Annotated in this window: 15 protein-coding genes; 9 read left to right on the top strand and 6 right to left on the bottom strand. The window is 70.8% G+C overall.

The features are described 5' to 3' along the window. Positions 1 to 83: 83 nt before the first annotated feature. Positions 84 to 1,241: an alkaline phosphatase PhoX gene (locus ACFC0Z_RS18190; protein WP_376438593.1), complete on the top strand. Its 1,158-nt coding sequence runs from the start codon at positions 84 to 86 to the stop codon at positions 1,239 to 1,241. On the opposite strand, the gene ACFC0Z_RS18185 is transcribed toward ACFC0Z_RS18190, so the two are convergent. The 3 genes from ACFC0Z_RS18185 to dusB form a co-directional block, all read right to left on the bottom strand. After that, positions 1,211 to 2,242: a helix-turn-helix domain-containing protein gene (locus tag ACFC0Z_RS18185; protein ID WP_376438591.1), complete on the bottom strand. Its 1,032-nt coding sequence runs from the start codon at positions 2,240 to 2,242 to the stop codon at positions 1,211 to 1,213. The two genes, ACFC0Z_RS18190 and ACFC0Z_RS18185, sit on opposite strands and share 31 nt — an antisense overlap. Before the next feature lie 616 nt (positions 2,243 to 2,858). Next, positions 2,859 to 5,570: a pyruvate, phosphate dikinase gene (ppdK, locus tag ACFC0Z_RS18180; RefSeq protein ID WP_376439143.1), complete on the bottom strand. Its 2,712-nt coding sequence runs from the start codon at positions 5,568 to 5,570 to the stop codon at positions 2,859 to 2,861. A 366-nt stretch (positions 5,571 to 5,936) separates the two neighbouring features. Further along, complete coding sequence (gene dusB, locus ACFC0Z_RS18175; protein WP_376438588.1) at positions 5,937 to 7,073, bottom strand: tRNA dihydrouridine synthase DusB; 1,137 nt, start codon at positions 7,071 to 7,073, stop codon at positions 5,937 to 5,939. A gap of 52 nt (positions 7,074 to 7,125) precedes the next feature. On the opposite strand from dusB, the gene ACFC0Z_RS18170 reads away from it, so the two are divergent. From ACFC0Z_RS18170 to ACFC0Z_RS18155, 4 genes are all read left to right on the top strand, one after another. Next, positions 7,126 to 8,601 carry an MFS transporter gene (locus ACFC0Z_RS18170; RefSeq protein ID WP_376438586.1) on the top strand — a complete coding sequence of 492 codons (1,476 nt, stop codon included), beginning with the start codon at positions 7,126 to 7,128 and terminating at the stop codon, positions 8,599 to 8,601. A 31-nt stretch (positions 8,602 to 8,632) separates the two neighbouring features. After that, a complete protein-coding gene (locus tag ACFC0Z_RS18165; protein WP_376438583.1) occupies positions 8,633 to 9,721 on the top strand; it encodes an aldo/keto reductase in 1,089 nt (362 codons plus the stop codon). 16 nt (positions 9,722 to 9,737) lie between these two features. Next, entirely contained in the window at positions 9,738 to 10,328 is a 591-nt protein-coding gene (locus ACFC0Z_RS18160) for a TetR family transcriptional regulator (RefSeq protein ID WP_376438581.1), read from the top strand. 108 nt (positions 10,329 to 10,436) lie between these two features. Then, positions 10,437 to 11,153: a VC0807 family protein gene (locus ACFC0Z_RS18155; RefSeq protein ID WP_376438579.1), complete on the top strand. Its 717-nt coding sequence runs from the start codon at positions 10,437 to 10,439 to the stop codon at positions 11,151 to 11,153. 67 nt (positions 11,154 to 11,220) lie between these two features. Here ACFC0Z_RS18155 and ACFC0Z_RS18150 read toward each other — a convergent pair whose 3' ends face one another. Then, positions 11,221 to 12,600, bottom strand: a complete 1,380-nt coding sequence (locus tag ACFC0Z_RS18150) for a glycine--tRNA ligase (RefSeq protein WP_376438576.1) — start codon at positions 12,598 to 12,600, stop codon at positions 11,221 to 11,223. A 176-nt stretch (positions 12,601 to 12,776) separates the two neighbouring features. Between ACFC0Z_RS18150 and ACFC0Z_RS18145 the strand changes: the two genes are divergently transcribed. The 4 genes from ACFC0Z_RS18145 to ACFC0Z_RS18130 all read left to right on the top strand — a co-directional run bounded on the left by ACFC0Z_RS18145 (position 12,777) and on the right by ACFC0Z_RS18130 (position 16,002). Continuing rightward, entirely contained in the window at positions 12,777 to 13,775 is a 999-nt protein-coding gene (locus ACFC0Z_RS18145) for a metal ABC transporter substrate-binding protein (protein WP_376438573.1), read from the top strand. Between the two features lie 41 nt (positions 13,776 to 13,816). After that, positions 13,817 to 14,581, top strand: a complete 765-nt coding sequence (locus ACFC0Z_RS18140) for a metal ABC transporter ATP-binding protein (protein ID WP_376438571.1) — start codon at positions 13,817 to 13,819, stop codon at positions 14,579 to 14,581. A 2-nt stretch (positions 14,582 to 14,583) separates the two neighbouring features. Beyond that, positions 14,584 to 15,459, top strand: coding sequence for a metal ABC transporter permease (locus ACFC0Z_RS18135; protein WP_376438568.1), 876 nt, complete (start codon positions 14,584 to 14,586; stop codon positions 15,457 to 15,459). A 132-nt stretch (positions 15,460 to 15,591) separates the two neighbouring features. Next, positions 15,592 to 16,002 carry a Fur family transcriptional regulator gene (locus tag ACFC0Z_RS18130; RefSeq protein ID WP_376438565.1) on the top strand — a complete coding sequence of 137 codons (411 nt, stop codon included), beginning with the start codon at positions 15,592 to 15,594 and terminating at the stop codon, positions 16,000 to 16,002. 61 nt (positions 16,003 to 16,063) lie between these two features. Here the strand turns inward: ACFC0Z_RS18130 and ACFC0Z_RS18125 are convergent, their stop codons facing one another. Beyond that, entirely contained in the window at positions 16,064 to 16,588 is a 525-nt protein-coding gene (locus ACFC0Z_RS18125; protein WP_376438562.1) for a YcxB family protein, read from the bottom strand. Between the two features lie 9 nt (positions 16,589 to 16,597). Beyond that, positions 16,598 to 17,422, bottom strand: coding sequence for an isoprenyl transferase (locus ACFC0Z_RS18120; protein WP_376438560.1), 825 nt, complete (start codon positions 17,420 to 17,422; stop codon positions 16,598 to 16,600). Positions 17,423 to 17,429 lie beyond the last annotated feature (7 nt).

Below are 17,429 nucleotides of genomic sequence, written 5' to 3'. Positions count from 1 at the left end.
CGTACTCCTAGGTTCCGGAAGCGCGCGACCCCGCCGCCGACCGGCGAGGCGGGGCGGTTCATCACCCTCATCAGGAGTGAGACGTGGAGCGACGCAGTTTCCTGCGTGGAGCGGTCATCGGCACCTCGGCCGCCGCCTTCGGCGGCAGCCTCTGGCACGGCGCGGCCTTCGCCGCCCCCGCCCAGCCCGGCGCGGGCCCCTACGGGGCGCTCGGCGCGGCCGACGCGAACGGCATCCAGCTGCCGGCCGGGTTCACCAGCCGGGTGATCGCCCGGTCCGGCCAGACCGTGACCGGCACCTCGTACACCTGGCACAACGCCCCCGACGGCGGCGCCTGCTTCGCCGACGGCACGGGCTGGATCTACGTGTCCAACTCGGAGATCAACCCGAGCGGCGGCGCGAGCGCGGTCAAGTTCAACTCCTCCGGCACGATCACCGGCGCCTACCGGATCCTCTCCGGCACCCGCCAGAACTGCGCGGGCGGCGCCACCCCGTGGAACACCTGGCTCTCCTGCGAGGAGGTGTCCCTCGGCTACGTCTACGAGACGAACCCCTGGGGCGGCACCGCCACCCGTCGCGACGCGATGGGCCGGTTCAAGCACGAGGCCGCCGCGGCCGACCCCGTCCGCAAGGCGATCTACCTGACCGAGGACGAGACCGACGGCTGCTTCTACCGCTTCATCCCCACGACCTGGGGCAACCTCTCCTCCGGCACCCTCCAGGTCTTCACGGCCGGCAGCGGCACCTCGGGCACCTTCACCTGGACGAACGTGCCGGACCCGGACGGCTCGCCGACCACCACCCGCACCCAGGTCTCCGGCGCCAAGCACTTCAGCGGCGGCGAGGGCTGCTACTACGCGAACGACACCGTCTGGTTCACCACCAAGGGCGACAACCGGGTCTGGCAGGTCAACCTGGCCGCCGGGACCTACGAGCTCGCCTACGACGACTCGCTCGTCTCCGGCGGCGGCGCCCCGCTGACCGGTGTCGACAACATCACCGGCACCTCCTCCGGCGACCTGTTCGTCGCCGAGGACGGCGGCAACCTGGAGATCTGCGTCATCACCCCGGACGACATCGTGGCGCCGTTCCTCCGGGTCACCGGCCAGTCGAGCTCCGAGATCACCGGCCCGGCCTTCTCCCCCGACGGCCGCCGCCTGTACTTCTCCAGCCAGCGCGGCACGAGCGGCAGCTCATCGGGCGGCATCACCTACGAGGTGACCGGGCCGTTCCGCGCGTAGGACCTGCGGGAGCCCAGCTCCACCGTCCGCTGGGCGCCGCCGAGGAGGGCGGCGCCCAGTGGCGTCAGGGTGTGCAGGACCGCGTTGCCGTGGCGCAGGGTCGCGATGAGGCCCGCCTCGCGCAGGACGCCCGCGTGCTGGCTCGCGGAGGCCAGGGAGACCCCGGCCCTGCGGGCCAGCTCGCTCGTCGTCCCGCCGTCGCCTATGGCGTGCAGGACCGTCGAGCGGGTCTGGCCGACCAGCTTGGCGAGCGAGGAGCCGCCCGGCGCGCGGACGGTCGGCGCCTCGCCGTGGGTGATCGGGTAGACGAGCACCGGCGGCAGCACGGGGTCGCGCAGCACGACCGGGGTGCCCCGGCAGAAGTACGAGGGCTGGAGCAGCAGCCCGCGGCCGTCGAGGTGGACGTCCCGGTCGACCGGGTAGTCGGCCTCCAGGACGGGCGCGCGCCAGCGCAGCATCGGCGGCAGCGAGGCGAGGAGCTCCTCGGCCCCGCCGTCGAGCAGGGCCCGGCCGCGCCGCGCCCGGTCCGCCTCGACCCGCGCCCGCAGGTGCGGCCAGTACGGCTCGATCGCGGCCCGGTGATAGCTCCGCAGGGCCCCCACGAGCCGGTCGAAGGGCTCCGCACCGCCGTCGGCGAGGGCACGGAGCGAGTGGGGGACCGTACGGGCTCCGGAGCGGTCGGCCGCGAGGAGCGAGAGCTCGGACCGGAGCCGGCCCGGCTCGGTCCCGCGGATCGCCTGGAGTCCTTCGTCGAGTCCGTGGACGCCTTCGGCGGGCGTCAGGAAGTCGGGGAAATACCCCCGGCTCGGGACGAGCGCGGCGAGGAGCCTGGTCTCACCGCCGAGCCTCGTCCTGGCATCCGTACGCCATTGCTTGTAGACGACGGATCCGCGGCGGTCCCTTAAGCGGTGAAAACTCAGAATCGTTTCCCACAGAACATCAGGCCGTGCGGCCGTCCGCACCCCCGCCAAGTCGCTTCCTGTGAAATGAATCCGCAGCATGATGACGTCCCCACCTGTGCACTCGCAACCACCCCCGGCAACGAGTATGCACAGCATCACAGCACGTTACCAGGGTGTTTCAGCCAGAGTTGAAAAGCATCGCGGCAAACGCCGTCGAAACGAAAAGCTAGGCGGGTCGGACAGGAAACCTTCAGGACCGAGGTGGCGTGGCGAAGACCGTGGGGGGCTTTGCGCGTCCGGCGGCGGTCGGCGAGGTTGCGGCTCACCTGCCCGGCATCGGAAAAGGGCGCGGCCTCCGGGTGGGGATCCGGAGGCCGCGCCTGTCCGTTTCTTCACTTGAGAAAACGTGAAGAAACAGAAAAGTTCAATGGCGAAGAATTATAGCGTCCTCAATTGAACAGGAACTCACATCTGATCGACGGCCGCGATAAATGAGCGGGGCCAAAAGACGACGGGACGGACACCTCCGCACAAAGGTGTCCGTCCCGTCTCTCTTTGGTGCCCGGAGCCGCCGCCCGTCGGTGAGGGTGGTGAGAGACCGACGACGGCCCCGGTGGTACCACTGCCGAACCGGGGGCCGGGGGGCCCGACCGCCACACCCGGGCCCCGGTTCAGCAGGCTCTGCGGGGCCCTGAGGCCCTGTCCCGGCCGAGTGTCAGCGGCTGTCGCTGCCCTTGGCCTCGGCGGCGGCACGACCGGCCTCCAGGCGCGCCACCGGGATCCGGAAGGGCGAGCAGGAGACGTAGTCGAGACCGACCTCGTGGAAGAAGTGCACCGACTCCGGGTCGCCGCCGTGCTCGCCGCAGACACCGAGCTTGATGTCGGGGCGGGTGGCGCGGCCGGCCTGGGCGGCGCTGCGCACGAGGGCGCCGACGCCGTCCTTGTCGATGGTCTCGAAGGGGCTGACGCCGAAGATGCCCTTCTCCAGGTACGCGGTGAAGAACGAGGCCTCCACGTCGTCGCGGGAGAAGCCCCAGACCGTCTGCGTCAGGTCGTTGGTGCCGAAGGAGAAGAACTCCGCGGCCTCGGCGATCTGGCCGGCGGTGACGGCGGCGCGGGGCAGCTCGATCATGGTGCCGAGCGCGAGCTTGAGCTCGACGCCGGTGCGGGCGACGACCTCGGCGATGACCTGCTCGGCCTCCTCGCGGACGATCTCCAGCTCCTGGACGGTGCCGACGAGCGGGATCATGATCTCGACGCGCGGGTCGCCCTTGGCGTCGACGCGCTGGGCGGCGGCCTCGGCGATGGCGCGGACCTGCATGGTGAACAGGCCGGGGATGACCAGACCGAGGCGGACACCGCGCAGACCCAGCATCGGGTTCTGCTCGTGCAGGCGGTGCACGGCCTGGAGCAGGCGCAGGTCGTTCTCGTGCGGCTCCTTGCGGGACTCCGCGAGGGCGACGCGCACCGAAAGCTCGGTGATGTCGGGGAGGAACTCGTGCAGCGGCGGGTCGAGCAGGCGGACCGTGACGGGCAGCCCGTCCATGGCCTCGAAGAGCTCGACGAAGTCCGTCTTCTGCAGCGGCAGCAGGGCCTCCAGGGCCTGCTCGCGCTCGGCGTCCGTGTCGGCCAGGATCAGCCGCTCGACGAACTGGCGGCGCTCGCCGAGGAACATGTGCTCCGTGCGGCACAGGCCGATGCCCTGCGCGCCGAAGCGGCGGGCGCGGAGCGCGTCCTCGGCGTTGTCCGCGTTGGCGCGGACCCGGAGGCGGCGGACGCGGTCGGCGTACGCCATGAGGCGGTGCACGGCGGCGACGAGCTCGTCGGCGTCGTCGGCGCCGGCGTGCATGCGGCCCTCGAAGTACTCGACGACCGGGGAGGGTACGACGGGTACCTCTCCGAGGTAGACCTTGCCGGTGGAGCCGTCGATGGAGACGACGTCGCCCTCCTCGACGACCTGGCCGTCGGCCGTGGTCATGCGGCGGCGCTTGGTGTCGACCTCGAGCTCCTCGGCGCCGCAGACACAGGTCTTGCCCATGCCGCGGGCGACGACGGCGGCATGCGAGGTCTTGCCGCCGCGCGAGGTGAGGATGCCCTCGGCGGCGATCATGCCGTCCAGGTCGTCCGGGTTGGTCTCGCGGCGGATCAGGATGACCTTCTCGCCGGAGCGGGACCACTTGACGGCCGTGTACGAGTCGAAGACGGCCTTGCCGACGGCCGCGCCCGGGGAGGCGGCGATGCCGCGGCCGATCTGCTCGACCTTCGCGTTCTCGTCGAACTTCGGGAACATCAGCTGGGCGAGCTGGGCGCCGGTGACGCGCTGGAGCGCCTCGGCCTCGTCGATCAGGCCCTGGTCCACGAGCTGGGTCGCGATGCGGAAGGCGGCACCGGCGGTGCGCTTGCCGACGCGGGTCTGGAGCATCCAGAGCTGGCCGCGCTCGATGGTGAACTCGATGTCGCAGAGATCCTTGTAGTGGGTCTCCAGCGTGCTCATGATGTGCATGAGCTGGTCGTACGACGTCTTGTCGATCGACTCGAGGTCGGCGAGCGGCACGGTGTTGCGGATACCGGCGACGACGTCCTCGCCCTGCGCGTTCTGCAGGTAGTCGCCGTAGACGCCGGCGTGGCCGGAGGCGGGGTCGCGGGTGAAGGCGACGCCGGTGCCCGAGTCGGGGCCGAGGTTGCCGAAGACCATCGAACACACGTTGACGGCGGTGCCGAGGTCGCTCGGGATGCGCTCCTGGCGGCGGTACAGCTTCGCGCGGTCGGTGTTCCAGGAGTTGAAGACGGCCTCGATGGCGAGGTCCATCTGCTCGCGGGCGTCCTGGGGGAAGTCGCGGCCGGTCTCGGTCTTCACGATCTTCTTGAAGTGCTCGACGACCTTGCGCAGGTCGGCGGCGTCCAGGTCGGTGTCGCTGGCGACGCCCTTGGCGGCCTTGGCCTCGTCGAGGGCCTCCTCGAAGAGCTCGCCGTCGACGCCGAGGACGGTCTTGCCGAACATCTGGATCAGGCGGCGGTACGAGTCCCACGCGAAGCGCTCGTTGTCGGCCTGGGCGGCGAGACCGTTGACGGACTCGTCCGAGAGGCCGATGTTCAGGACCGTGTCCATCATGCCGGGCATGGAGAACTTGGCGCCCGAGCGGACGGAGACGAGCAGCGGGTCGTCGGCCTGGCCGAGCTTCTTGCCCATCTGCGTCTCGAGGGCGTCGAGGTGCGCGGACACCTCGTCGCGGAGGGCGGCAGGCTCCGAGCCGCTCTCCAGGTAGACCTTGCACGCTTCGGTGGTGATCGTGAAGCCCGGAGGCACCGGGAGGCCGAGGTTGGTCATCTCGGCGAGGTTGGCGCCCTTGCCACCGAGCAGGTCCTTCAGGTCCCTGTTGCCCTCGGTGAAGTCGTAGACGAACTTCTGATCATTAATTTCCGACACGGGTCCCGACTCCTCGATGACTCGGTTGGCTGCCCTGACGGCGAGGAACATACCCAGATCGAAGGCTTCTGTGGAGGTACGCCTAGCGGACACATGGTCTTAACCACCCGTCCGCCAGCACTTCGAAAGTAACTGAGAGGTAGCTTCCGCTTTCAGGACCCGAAGCCCGAATGGCCGAATCTTGACGCTAGCCGCTCATCCGAGCGCCATCCCCTCCACTTGCGTTCAACTCTTGAACGCAAAAAGGGTGGCACCCCGTGCCACCCTTCAGGCGGTGCAGCTGTCCGTAACCTGCTCATGTGAGCGCCACCCCCCTCAGGGGTGGCGAGGATCACTCCACTGAGCGCACGAATGAGCGCCCCGATCTCACCCTCCGGACGTGTCCAGCTCGGCGTCCTCGCTCACACCGGCGCAGTCGTACGGGTCCTTCAACCAGCCGTCAGGCAGGACAACTCGGTTGTTTCCGGACGTACGACCCCGGGGGCCGTCCGCGCCCACCGGCCACGGCTGGTCCAGATCAAGCTCGCTCAACTGAGCGCGCAACTCGTCCAGGGAGGAGGTGATCGCCAGCTTCTTGCGCATCTCGGAGCCGACCGCGAAGCCCTTCAGGTACCAGGCCACGTGCTTGCGGAAGTCGATGACACCGCGTGCCTCGTCGCCCAGCCACTCGCCGAGCAGCGCCGCGTGCCGCACCATCGCGTCCGCGACCTCCCGCAGCCCCGGCTGCGCGTAGGCGCCCGTACCCTCGAACCCGGCCACCAGGTCGCCGAAGAGCCAGGGCCGCCCCAGGCAGCCGCGCCCGACCACGACGCCGTCGCAGCCGGTCTCCTTCATCATCCGCAGCGCGTCGTCCGCCGACCAGATGTCGCCGTTGCCGAGCACCGGGATCTCCGGCACGTGCTCCTTGAGCCGCGCGATGGCGTCCCAGTCGGCCGTGCCGCCGTAGTGCTGGGCGGCGGTCCGCCCGTGCAGCGCGATGGCGGTGACGCCCTCCTCGACGGCGATCCGCCCCGCGTCGAGGTAGGTGATGTGGTCGTCGTCGATGCCCTTGCGCATCTTCATCGTGACGGGCAGGTCGCCCGCGTTCGACACGGCCTCGTGGAGGATCGCGCGCAGCAGCGGCCGCTTGTACGGCAGTGCCGAGCCGCCGCCCTTGCGGGTCACCTTCGGGACCGGGCAGCCGAAGTTCAGGTCGATGTGGTCGGCGAGGTCCTCGTCGACGATCATCCGCACGGCCTTGCCGACGGTCACCGGGTCGACGCCGTACAGCTGGATCGAGCGCGGCTGCTCGGTCGCGTCGAAGCGGATGAGCTGCATCGTCTTCTCGTTGCGCTCGACCAGGGCGCGCGTCGTGATCATCTCGCTCACGAACAGCCCCTTGCCGCCGGAGTACTCGCGGCAGAGGGTACGGAAGGGGGCGTTGGTGATGCCGGCCATGGGCGCGAGCACCACCGGCGGCTGCACGATGTGCGGGCCGATGGCGAGAGGGGAGAACGCGGTCATTCCCCTATTGTCACGCACTGCGCGCTCAAGCCGTCAGCCCTACGATCCGCACATGCCCGAGCTCACACCCCCGAAGCTCACGCCCCCGCCGGCCCCCGACCAGCTCCCCCGCCGCAGACAGCTGCTCGTCCTCGCCATCTGCTGCATGAGCCTGCTCATCGTCAGCCTCGACAACACCGCGCTCAACGTCGCCCTGCCGTCCATCGGCCGCGAGCTCGACGCGGGCGTCTCCGGACTCCAGTGGACGATCGACGCCTACAGCCTCGTCATCGCCACCCTCCTCATGCTCGGCGGCTCCACCGCCGACCGGATCGGCCGCCGCAAGGTCTTCACGACCGGCCTCGTCGTCTTCGCGCTCGGCTCGCTGCTCTGCTCCCTCGCCCCCAGCCTGGAGGCGCTGATCGCCTTCCGGGCGCTCCAGGCCGTCGGCGGCGCGATGCTCAACCCGGTCGCGATGTCGATCATCACCAACACCTTCACCGAGCCCGCCGCCCGCGCCCGCGCCATCGGCGTCTGGGGCGCGGTCGTCGGCGTCTCCATGGCCGCCGGGCCGCTCGTGGGCGGCCTCCTCGTCGAGGCCGTGGACTGGCGGGCGATCTTCTGGCTGAACCTCCCGGTCGCGACCGCCGCCCTCGTCCTCACCCTGCGGTACGTCCCCGAGTCCAAGGCCCCCCGGCCCCGCCGCCCCGACCCGGTCGGACAGCTCCTCGTCGCGGTGCTCCTCGGCTCGCTCACGTACGCGATCATCGAGACCGCCCCGCTCTTCGCCCTGGTCTCGGCCGCCGCCCTCGCCGGCCTGCTCCTCTACGAGCCCCGGCGCCGCGAGCCCCTGATCGACCTGCGGTTCTTCCGCAGCGCGCCGTTCAGCGGGGCCACCGTCATCGCGGTCTGCGCCTTCGCGGCGCTCGGCGGCTTCCTCTTCCTCAACACCCTGTACCTCCAGGACGTGCGCGGCCTCTCGCCCCTGGACGCGGGCCTGTACATGCTGCCGATGGCCGGCATGACCTTCGTCTTCGCCCCTCTCTCCGGGCGGCTCACGGGCGCGCGCGGGCCGCGCCCCTCGCTGCTGATCGCGGGGACGGCGATGGCCTCGGGCTCGCTGCTCTTCGCCGCCTTCGAGGCGGAGACGAACGACGCGCTGCTCTTCACCGGGTACGTGCTCTTCGGCATCGGCTTCGGTGTCGTGAACGCGCCGATCACGAACACGGCCGTCTCCGGCATGCCCCGCGCCCAGGCCGGGGTGGCGGCGGCGGTCGCCTCCACGAGCCGCCAGATCGGGCAGACCCTCGGCGTCGCGGTGGTCGGCGCGGTCCTGGGTGCCGGGGTGGCCGGGGGCTCGCGCGAGGAGATGTTCACGGCCGCCGCCCGCCCCGGCTACTGGATCGTGACGGCCTGCGGCCTCGCCGTCCTCGCCGTGGGCGCACTGACGAGCGGCGCGTGGGCCCGTGGCACGGCGGAGCGGACGGCACGGGCCCTGGAGCCGCCGGCGCCCGCGCCGCACGATGGGGTAGGGAGTGACAGATATTGAAATCTGTCATCACACATGTCATGGTTGTTCCATGACGACTTCGACGACCCCTTCGACGACCCCTTCGGCGACTCCCGCGACGACCTCCTCGACGGCCCCCTCCCTCCCCGTCCGCCCCCTCGGCGCGACCGGCCCCGCCGTCTCCGCCCTCGGTCTCGGCTGCATGGGCATGTCCGCCCTGTACGGCGAGAGCGACCGCACCGAGTCGATCGCCACGATCCACGCGGCCCTCGACGCCGGCGTGACCCTCCTCGACACCGGCGACTTCTACGGCATGGGCCACAACGAGCTGCTGATCGCCGAGGCGCTCCGCGGCGTCCCCGCCGCCGTCCGCGAGCGGGCCCTGACGAGCGTGAAGTTCGGCGCGCTCCGCACGGTCGAGGGCGGCTTCACCGGGTACGACGGCCGCCCGGCCGCGGTGAAGAACTTCGCGGCGTACTCGCTCCAGCGCCTGGGCACCGACCACATCGACATCTACCGGATCGCCCGCGTCGACCCGGACGTCCCGATCGAGGAGACCGTCGGCGCCATCGCGGAGCTCGTCGAGGCCGGGCACGTCCGGCACATCGGCCTCTCCGAGGTCGGCGCGGACACCCTGCGCCGCGCGGCGGCCGTGGCCCCGATCGCGGACCTCCAGATCGAGTACAGCCTCGTGTCCCGGGGCATCGAGGAGAAGATCCTCCCCACCGCCCGCGAGCTCGGCATCGGGATCACCGCGTACGGGGTCCTCTCCCGCGGCCTGATCGGCGGCCACTTCTCCCGCGACCGCGAGCTGGCGCCCGGCGACTTCCGGGGCATGAGCCCGCGCTTCCAGGGCGAGAACCTCCAGCGGAACCTGGACCTGGTGGACCGGCTGCGCGCGGTCGCCGAGGCGAAGGGCGCGACGGTCGCCCAGACGGCCATCGCCTGGGTCCTCGCCCAGGGCCCCCGGCACGGCGCCGACATCGTCCCGCTGGTCGGCGCCCGCCGCCGGGACCGGCTCGCGGAGGCGCTCGGCGCCCTGGACGTCACCTTCGACGCCGCCGACCTCTCCGCGATCGAGGAGGCCGTCCCGGCGGGCGCCGCGGCGGGCGAGCGCTACCCGGCGGCCCAGATGGCCCACCTGGACAGCGAGCACTGACAGGTACTGTCCTTGCATGGCCGCCACCGAGACCCTGACCGCAGAGCGCATCCTCGAAGCCACCGAGGAGGTGCTGCGCCGGTACGGCCCCGCGAAGGCGACGGTCGTCGACGTCGCCCGGGTCCTCGGCGTCAGCCACGGCAGCGTCTACCGCCACTTCCGCACGAAGGCGGCCCTCCGCGAGGCCGTCACGGAGCGGTGGCTCCAGGGCACGATCGTCGCGCTCCTGCCGTACGCCGAGGGTGACGGGCCCGCCGACGAGCGGCTGACCGGCTGGCTGACGGAGCTCTTCGCCCTCAAGCGCCGCAAGGCGGGCGGCGACCCGGAGCTGATGGCGACCTTCCAGGTCCTGATCGGCGAGAACAGCGCCGTCGTCGACCGGCACGAGGAGCACCTCGTCGGGCAGATCGCCCGGATCCTGGAGGCCGGCCGGAACGAGGGCCTGTTCGCGGCCCCGGAGCGGGACACCACGACGACGGCCCGCGCGGTCTTCGACGCCACGGCCCGCTTCCACAACCCGGCGCACGCGGCAGACTGGACGGCCCCCGGCATCGAGGACGCGTTCACGGCGATCGTCTCGCTCGTCCAGCGGGCCCTGCGCGCCTGACCGGCGCCGCCCTCCTTGAAGATCATTTGACCGGGAATCCCCCCTCCCTGTCCGGTGCATGACTAGCCTTCCGGGGCAGCACCCGACCGTCTTCACTCAGGGGGAACCTTGTCCGCATCCGCCCCGTCATCCGCCCCGTCGGGCCCTCCGGCCCGCTCCGGCTCCGCCTCCGCGCTCGGCTGGATCCTGACCATCGGACTCAACGTGGTCGCGCCGATCGTCACGTACAACCAGCTGACCGAGAACCACGGCTGGTCCGAGTTCGCCGCGCTGCTCGCGAGCAGCGCGTGGCCGGTCCTCGACACCGCGATCATGGTGGCCTGGCGCCGCAAGGTCGACGAGTTCGCCCTGGTCACCCTGGTCTTCCTGGTGATCACGGCCGTGGTCTCGCTGGTCGGCGCGCACACCGCCCGCGCGCTCCTGATCAAGGACTCGGGCGTGACGGGCCTCTTCGGCCTGCTCTGCCTGGCGACCCTCCTGGCCCGCCGCCCGCTGATGTTCTACTTCGGCCGCAAGTTCGCGACGGACGGCACCCCGGCGAGCACGGCCTGGTGGAACGGCATGTGGGAGTACGAGGGCTTCCGCTCGACCATGCGCACGATGACGCTGGTGTGGGGCGTGGCGTACGTGGCCGAGGCCGTGGTCCGTATCGCCCTGGCGTACGCGCTGCCGACCGACACCATGGTGGTCGTCAGCCCGGTCCTGCTCTACTCGGTCCTCGGCGGACTGGGCGTCTGGACGGCCTGGTTCGGGAAGCGCCGCGCGGCCGAGGGCGCCCGGCGCCAGGCGGAGGCGGAAGCGGCGGCAGCGGCGGCGGCCTCCTGAGGCGTACGGAGAAGCCCCCGGCTCCGAGAACGGAACCGGGGGCTTTCCCGTACGGGAACCCAGCGGGTCAGCAGCCGAGCAGGCGGCTGCCCAGGTAGCTCTGGATCTGGTCGAGCGAGACGCGCTCCTGCTTCATGGTGTCGCGCTCGCGCACGGTCACCGCGTTGTCGTCGAGCGTGTCGAAGTCGACGGTGACGCAGAACGGGGTGCCGATCTCGTCCTGGCGACGGTAGCGGCGGCCGATGGCGCCGGCGTCGTCGAACTCGATGTTCCAGTTCTGGCGCAGGTCCGCCGCGAGACCCTTGGCCTTCGGGGAGAGCTGCGGGTTGCGGGAGAGCGGCAGGACCGCGACCTTGACCGGGGCCAGACGGTGGTCGAGGCGCAGCACCGTGCGCTTCTCCATGACGCCCTTGGCGTTCGGCGCCTCGTCCTCGACGTACGCGTCGAGGAGGAAGGCCAGCATCGTGCGGCCGACACCGGCGGCCGGCTCGATGACGAACGGCGTGTAGCGCTCGCCGGACTCCTGGTCCAGGTACGTCAGGTTGGCGCCCGAGGCCTTGGAGTGCGCGGTCAGGTCGTAGTCGGTGCGGTTGGCGACGCCTTCCAGCTCGCCCCACTCGCTGCCGCCGAAGGAGAAGCGGTACTCGATGTCGGCGGTGCGCTTCGAGTAGTGGGAGAGCTTCTCCTGCGGGTGCTCGAACCAGCGCATGTTCTCCTCGCGGAGACCGAGGCCGGTGTACCAGTTCCAGCGCTGCTGCATCCAGTACTCCTGCCACTCCTCGTCCTCACCCGGCTTGACGAAGAACTCCATCTCCATCTGCTCGAACTCGCGGGTGCGGAAGATGAAGTTGCCCGGAGTGATCTCGTTCCGGAAGGACTTGCCCATCTGCGCGATGCCGAACGGGGGCTTCTTGCGCGAGGTGGTCTGCACCTGGGCGAAGTTGGTGAAGATGCCCTGGGCGGTCTCGGGACGCAGGTACGCGACGGAGCCGCTGTCCTGGGTCGGGCCGAGGTGCGTGGAGAGCAGGCCGGAGAAGTTCTTCGGCTCGGTGAAGGTGCCCTTGTTGCCGCAGTTGGGGCAGTTGAGCTCCTGGAGGCTCGCGGGGACGCGGCCGTGCTTCTCCTCGTACGCCTCCTCCAGGTGGTCCGCGCGGAAGCGCTTGTGGCAGGAGGTGCACTCGGTCAGCGGGTCGGTGAAGGTCGCGACGTGGCCGGAGGCCTCCCAGACCTCGGTGGCCAGGATGACCGACGAGTCGATGCCGACGACGTCCTCGCGCGCGGTGACCATGTAACGCCACCACTGGCGCTTGATGTTCTCCTTCAGCTCGACACCCAGCGGCCCGTAGTCCCAGGCGGCACGCTGACCGCCGTAGATCTCGCTGCACGGGTAGACGAAGCCACGGCGCTTGCTCAGGCTGACGATGGTGTCGATCTTGTCGGCGGCCACGGTGCTCTCTTCATTACGACGACGAAGTGCGAATGCCACAGGTTACCGGCGCGCCCACCCCCCGCATCAAATCGGTTCCCCGCACGCGACGCCCCCGACGGCACGGGGGCACGCGTGGCTTGGGCCACACATATGACAATTGACAATCGTTTCCAGTTTTGTTGAAAATGAGTGTCATGAACGTGCGACGCCTGATACCCAGCACCGCCCTCGCCGGAGCCGTCACCCTCGGCCTCGTGACCCTCACCGCCTGCGGCGGAACCTCCGACGCGGCGGACAAGGGGAGCGGCGGCAAGCTGGACGTGGTGGCGTCGTTCTATCCCATGCAGTACCTGGCCGAGCAGATAGGCGGCGGCCACGTCGCCGTCAACACGCTGACCAAGCCCGGCGTCGAACCCCACGACCTGGAGCTCAAGCCGAAGCAGATCGGCGAGCTCGGCGAGGCCGACGTCGTCCTCTACCTCAAGGGCATCCAGCCCGCCGTCGACGAGGCCATCGCCCAGGCCGGCGTCAAGAACACGGTCGACGCCGCCACCCTCACGAAGCTCGAAGAGCACGGCAACGAGGTCGGCCACGCGCACGAGGGCGAGGAGCACGCCGCCGAGGAGGCGGGCCACGACGAGCACGAGGGCCACGACCACGGCTCCGAGGCCGGCACCGACCCCCACATCTGGCTCGACCCCGTGAAGTACGCCGAGGTCGCCAAGGGCGTGGGCGCGGCCCTGGAGAAGGCGGACCCGGACCACGCCGCCGACTACAAGAAGAACACCGACGCGCTGGTGAAGAAGCTCGGCGACCTGAACACCGAGTTCGAGACGGGCCTCAAGAACACCGCGACGAAGACCTTCATCACCACCCACTCCGCCTTCGGCTACCTCGCCGAGCGCTACGGCCTGGAGCAGGAGGGCATCACCGGCATCGACCCCGAGTCGGAGCCGAGCCCCGCCCGCATCAAGGAGCTCCAGGACATCGCGAAGCAGGACAAGGTGTCCACCGTCTTCTTCGAGACCCTCGCGAGCGACAAGACCGCGAAGACCCTCGCGGGCGACACCGGTCTCAAGACCGACGTGCTCGACCCGCTGGAGGGAATCACCGACAAGTCCCAGGGCGATGACTACATCGAGGTCATGCGGTCCAACCTCACCGCGCTGAAGAAGGCCCTCGGCGCCAAGTGACCACGGCAGCAGCACAGCAGGAAACAGGCACGGAGGCACCCATGAGCGACGAGCCCGTCATTTCCGTCCGCGGAGCCACGGCGACGCTCGGCGCCCGGCCCGTCCTCCGGGGCGTCGACCTCACCGTCCACCGCGGTGAGGTCGTCGCCCTGCTCGGCGCCAACGGCTCCGGCAAGTCGACCGCCGTCCGCTCCGTCATAGGCCAGGTGCCGCTGACCGGCGGCCGGATCGAACTGTTCGGCACGGAGCAGAAGCGGTTCCGCGACTGGGCCCGCGTCGGCTACGTACCGCAGCGGACCACCGCCGCCAGCGGCGTCCCCGCCACCATCCGCGAGGTCGTCTCCTCCGGCCGGCTGTCCCGCCGGAAGTTCGGCTGGATGGGCCGGGACGACCGGGCCGCCGTCGAGCGGGCCATCGAGCTCGTCGGCCTCGCCGACCGCGCCAAGGACTCCGTCGCCGCGCTCTCCGGCGGCCAGCACCAGCGCGTCCTGATCGCCCGCGCGCTCGCCTCCGAGCCCGAACTCCTGATCATGGACGAGCCGATGGCCGGCGTGGACCTCGCGAGCCAGGAGATCCTCGCCTCGACCCTGCGCGAGCAGGTCGCGGGCGGCACGTCCGTCCTCCTCGTCCTGCACGAGCTCGGCCCCCTCGAACCGCTCATCGACCGCGCGGTCGTCCTCCGCGACGGCTGCGTCGTCCACGACGGCCCGCCGCCGGAGGCCGTCGGCCAGCACGCGCTGCCCGGCCACGACCACGTACATCCGCACGCGGCCGGCGAGCCGCTCCGCACGGGACTGCTGACCTGATCATGGACTTCCTCGAACCGGCCTTCATGCAGCGGGCGCTCCTCGCGGCCGTCCTCGTCGGCATCACCGCCCCCGCCGTCGGCATCTACCTCGTCCAGCGCCGCCAGGCCCTCATGGGCGACGGCATCGGCCACGTCGCCATGACCGGTGTCGGCCTCGGCTTCCTGATGAACGCCAACCCGGTCTGGATGGCGACCCTCGTCGCCGTCGCGGGCGCCGTCGCGATGGAGCTGATCAGGGCGTACGGGAAGACCCGCGGCGACATGGCGCTCGCGCTGCTCTTCTACGGCGGCATGGCCGGCGGCGTCCTGCTGATCAACCTCTCGCCGACCGGCTCGAACGCCAACCTCAGCTCGTACCTCTTCGGCTCGCTGTCGACGGTCTCCTCCGAGGACATCACGGCCATCGCGCTCCTCGCGGCCTTCGTCGTCCTCGTCACGGTCGGCCTGCGCCGCCAGCTCTTCGCCGTCAGCCAGGACGAGGAGTTCGCCCGCGTCACCGGCCTCCCGGTGCGCGCCCTGAACCTCCTCATCGCGGTCACGGCCGCGGTGACCGTCACGGTCGCCATGCGGGTCGTCGGCCTGCTGCTCGTCAGCGCGCTCATGGTGGTGCCGGTCGCGGCGGCCCAGCAGCTGTCGAAGTCCTTCCGCGCGACCTTCGTCCTCGCGGTCGCGACGGGCGTCGCCGTCACCCTGGCCGGCACGGTCACCTCGTACTACCAGGACGTCCCGCCCGGCGCGACGATCGTCCTGTACGCGATCGGGGTCTTCGTCGCCCTGACCCTCCTCGCCACCCCGCTCGCCCGGCGCCGCGCCCGCGCGGCGGAGGCCGCGGACTCCGGGACGGCCGGGGCCGCGAACTGCGACGTGAAGGTCTAGGGCCTGTCCGGCGGATCAGGGGCGGATAGGCCCCGCGACCCCGGCCATGATCCGCCGGACAGGACCTAGGGGGACCGCACACGGGGGGCTGGCAGAATGGCGGGGGCAGCACATTCATCCAAGGAGGCCCCCGTGGTGACGGCAGGACCCCCCGTACGAGGCCGCTCGACGAAGCAGCGGGCCGCCGTGGCGGCGGCGCTGAACGAGGTGGACGAGTTCCGCAGCGCCCAGGAGCTGCACGACATGCTCAAGCACCGCGGCGACTCCGTGGGCCTCACCACCGTCTACCGCACGCTCCAGTCCCTCGCGGACGCGGGCGAGGTCGACGCGCTGCGCACGAGCGACGGCGAGACGGTCTACCGCCGCTGTTCGACCGAGGACCACCACCACCATCTGGTCTGCCGCCTCTGCGGCAAGGCCGTGGAGGTGGAGGGCCCGATGGTGGAGCAGTGGGCCGAGACGATCGCCACGGAACACGGCTTCGTGAACGTGGCGCACACGGTCGAGATCTTCGGCACGTGCGCGGAGTGCGCGGCGAAGTAGTCAGCAGGCGTACGAAGGGGCCCGCACCGAAACGATTCGGTGCGGGCCCCTTCGCGTACGGTCACGCGCGGGCGGTGTACCGGTCCAGGACCGCCCGGAGCCGGTCCACGTCGGCGGGATCGGCGAGCCCGCGCTTCGGCAGATACGCGAAGCCGGTGCCGGACCGCTGGGCGGTGAGCAGGACGAAGAGCCGGGGCGTCTCCACGTACCGGGGCAGCAGCGCCCACCGGATCGTGGTGTCGGTGTCCCGCGAGGTCCACCGTCCGCCGTCCTCGTCCACGACCGCCGTGGCGTCCCCCTGGGACCCGATCAGCCGGAAGAGGCTCCAGGCCGTCCCCCACGGGATCAGCTCGGCGGCGCCCACGGCCACCGCACCGAGCAGCACGAGCGTGACGGCGGCGCCCGCGTCCCCGATCCACAGGGCGAGCCCGGCGACCAGGACGGCGAAGCCGCCGACGATCCGCGTGGTCCACCGCATGGCCGGCCACCAGCGGGTGGCCCGCAGCCTGACCCGTACCGCCTCGTGCACGTCGGCGAACTCCGCCGAGTAACCGAGCCGCACCGTTTCCCCCACCGTCTCCCCCACGGCGGAGCCCTACGCCTTGTCGAGGACGGCGAGGTCCGCCGGGTCGACCCCGCCGAAGCGGCGGTCGCGGGAGGCGTACTCGACGCACGCCCGCCACAGGTCGCGGCGGTCGAAGTCCGGCCACAGCACGTCCTGGAAGACCATCTCGGCGTACGCGCTCTGCCAGATCAGGTAGTTGGAGGTGCGCTGCTCGCCGCTGGGCCGCAGGAAGAGGTCGACGTCCGGCATGTCCGGGTAGTACAGGTACTTCTGGATCGTCTTCTCGGTGATCTTCGCCGGGTCGAGCTTTCCGGCCCTCACGTCCTCCGCGAGCGCCTGCGCCGCGTCCGTGAGCTCGGCGCGACCGCCGTAGTTCATGCAGAAGTAGAGCGTGAGCTTGGTGTTGTCCTTGGTCTGCTCCTGCGCGACCTGGAGCTCCTTCGCCACCGACTTCCACAGCTTCGGCATGCGGCCGACCCAGCGGACCCGGATGCCGAGCGCGTCGAGCTGGTCGCGGGTCTTGCGGATGAAGTCACGGTTGAAGTTCATGAGGAAGCGCACCTCCTCGGGCGAGCGCTTCCAGTTCTCGGTGGAGAAGGCGTACAGCGAGATCGCGCCGACGCCCATCTCGATCGCGCCCTGGAGGACGTCGAGCACCTGCTCGGCGCCGACCTTGTGCCCCTCGGTGCGCGGCAGACCGCGCTCCTTGGCCCAGCGGCCGTTGCCGTCCATGACGATCGCGACGTGCTCGGGCACGAGCTCGGCCGGGAGCTTCGGCGGGCGGGCGCCGGAGGGGTGCGGTTCGGGGGTGGCGTACTCCCGACGCTGGCGCCCGAGGATGCGTCCGATGGCCATGAGTGCT

The sequence above is a fragment of the Streptomyces sp. NPDC056144 genome, from assembly GCF_042264145.1.
Lineage (GTDB): Bacteria > Actinomycetota > Actinomycetes > Streptomycetales > Streptomycetaceae > Streptomyces.
This window is presented reverse-complemented; position numbering and strand designations above follow the sequence as displayed.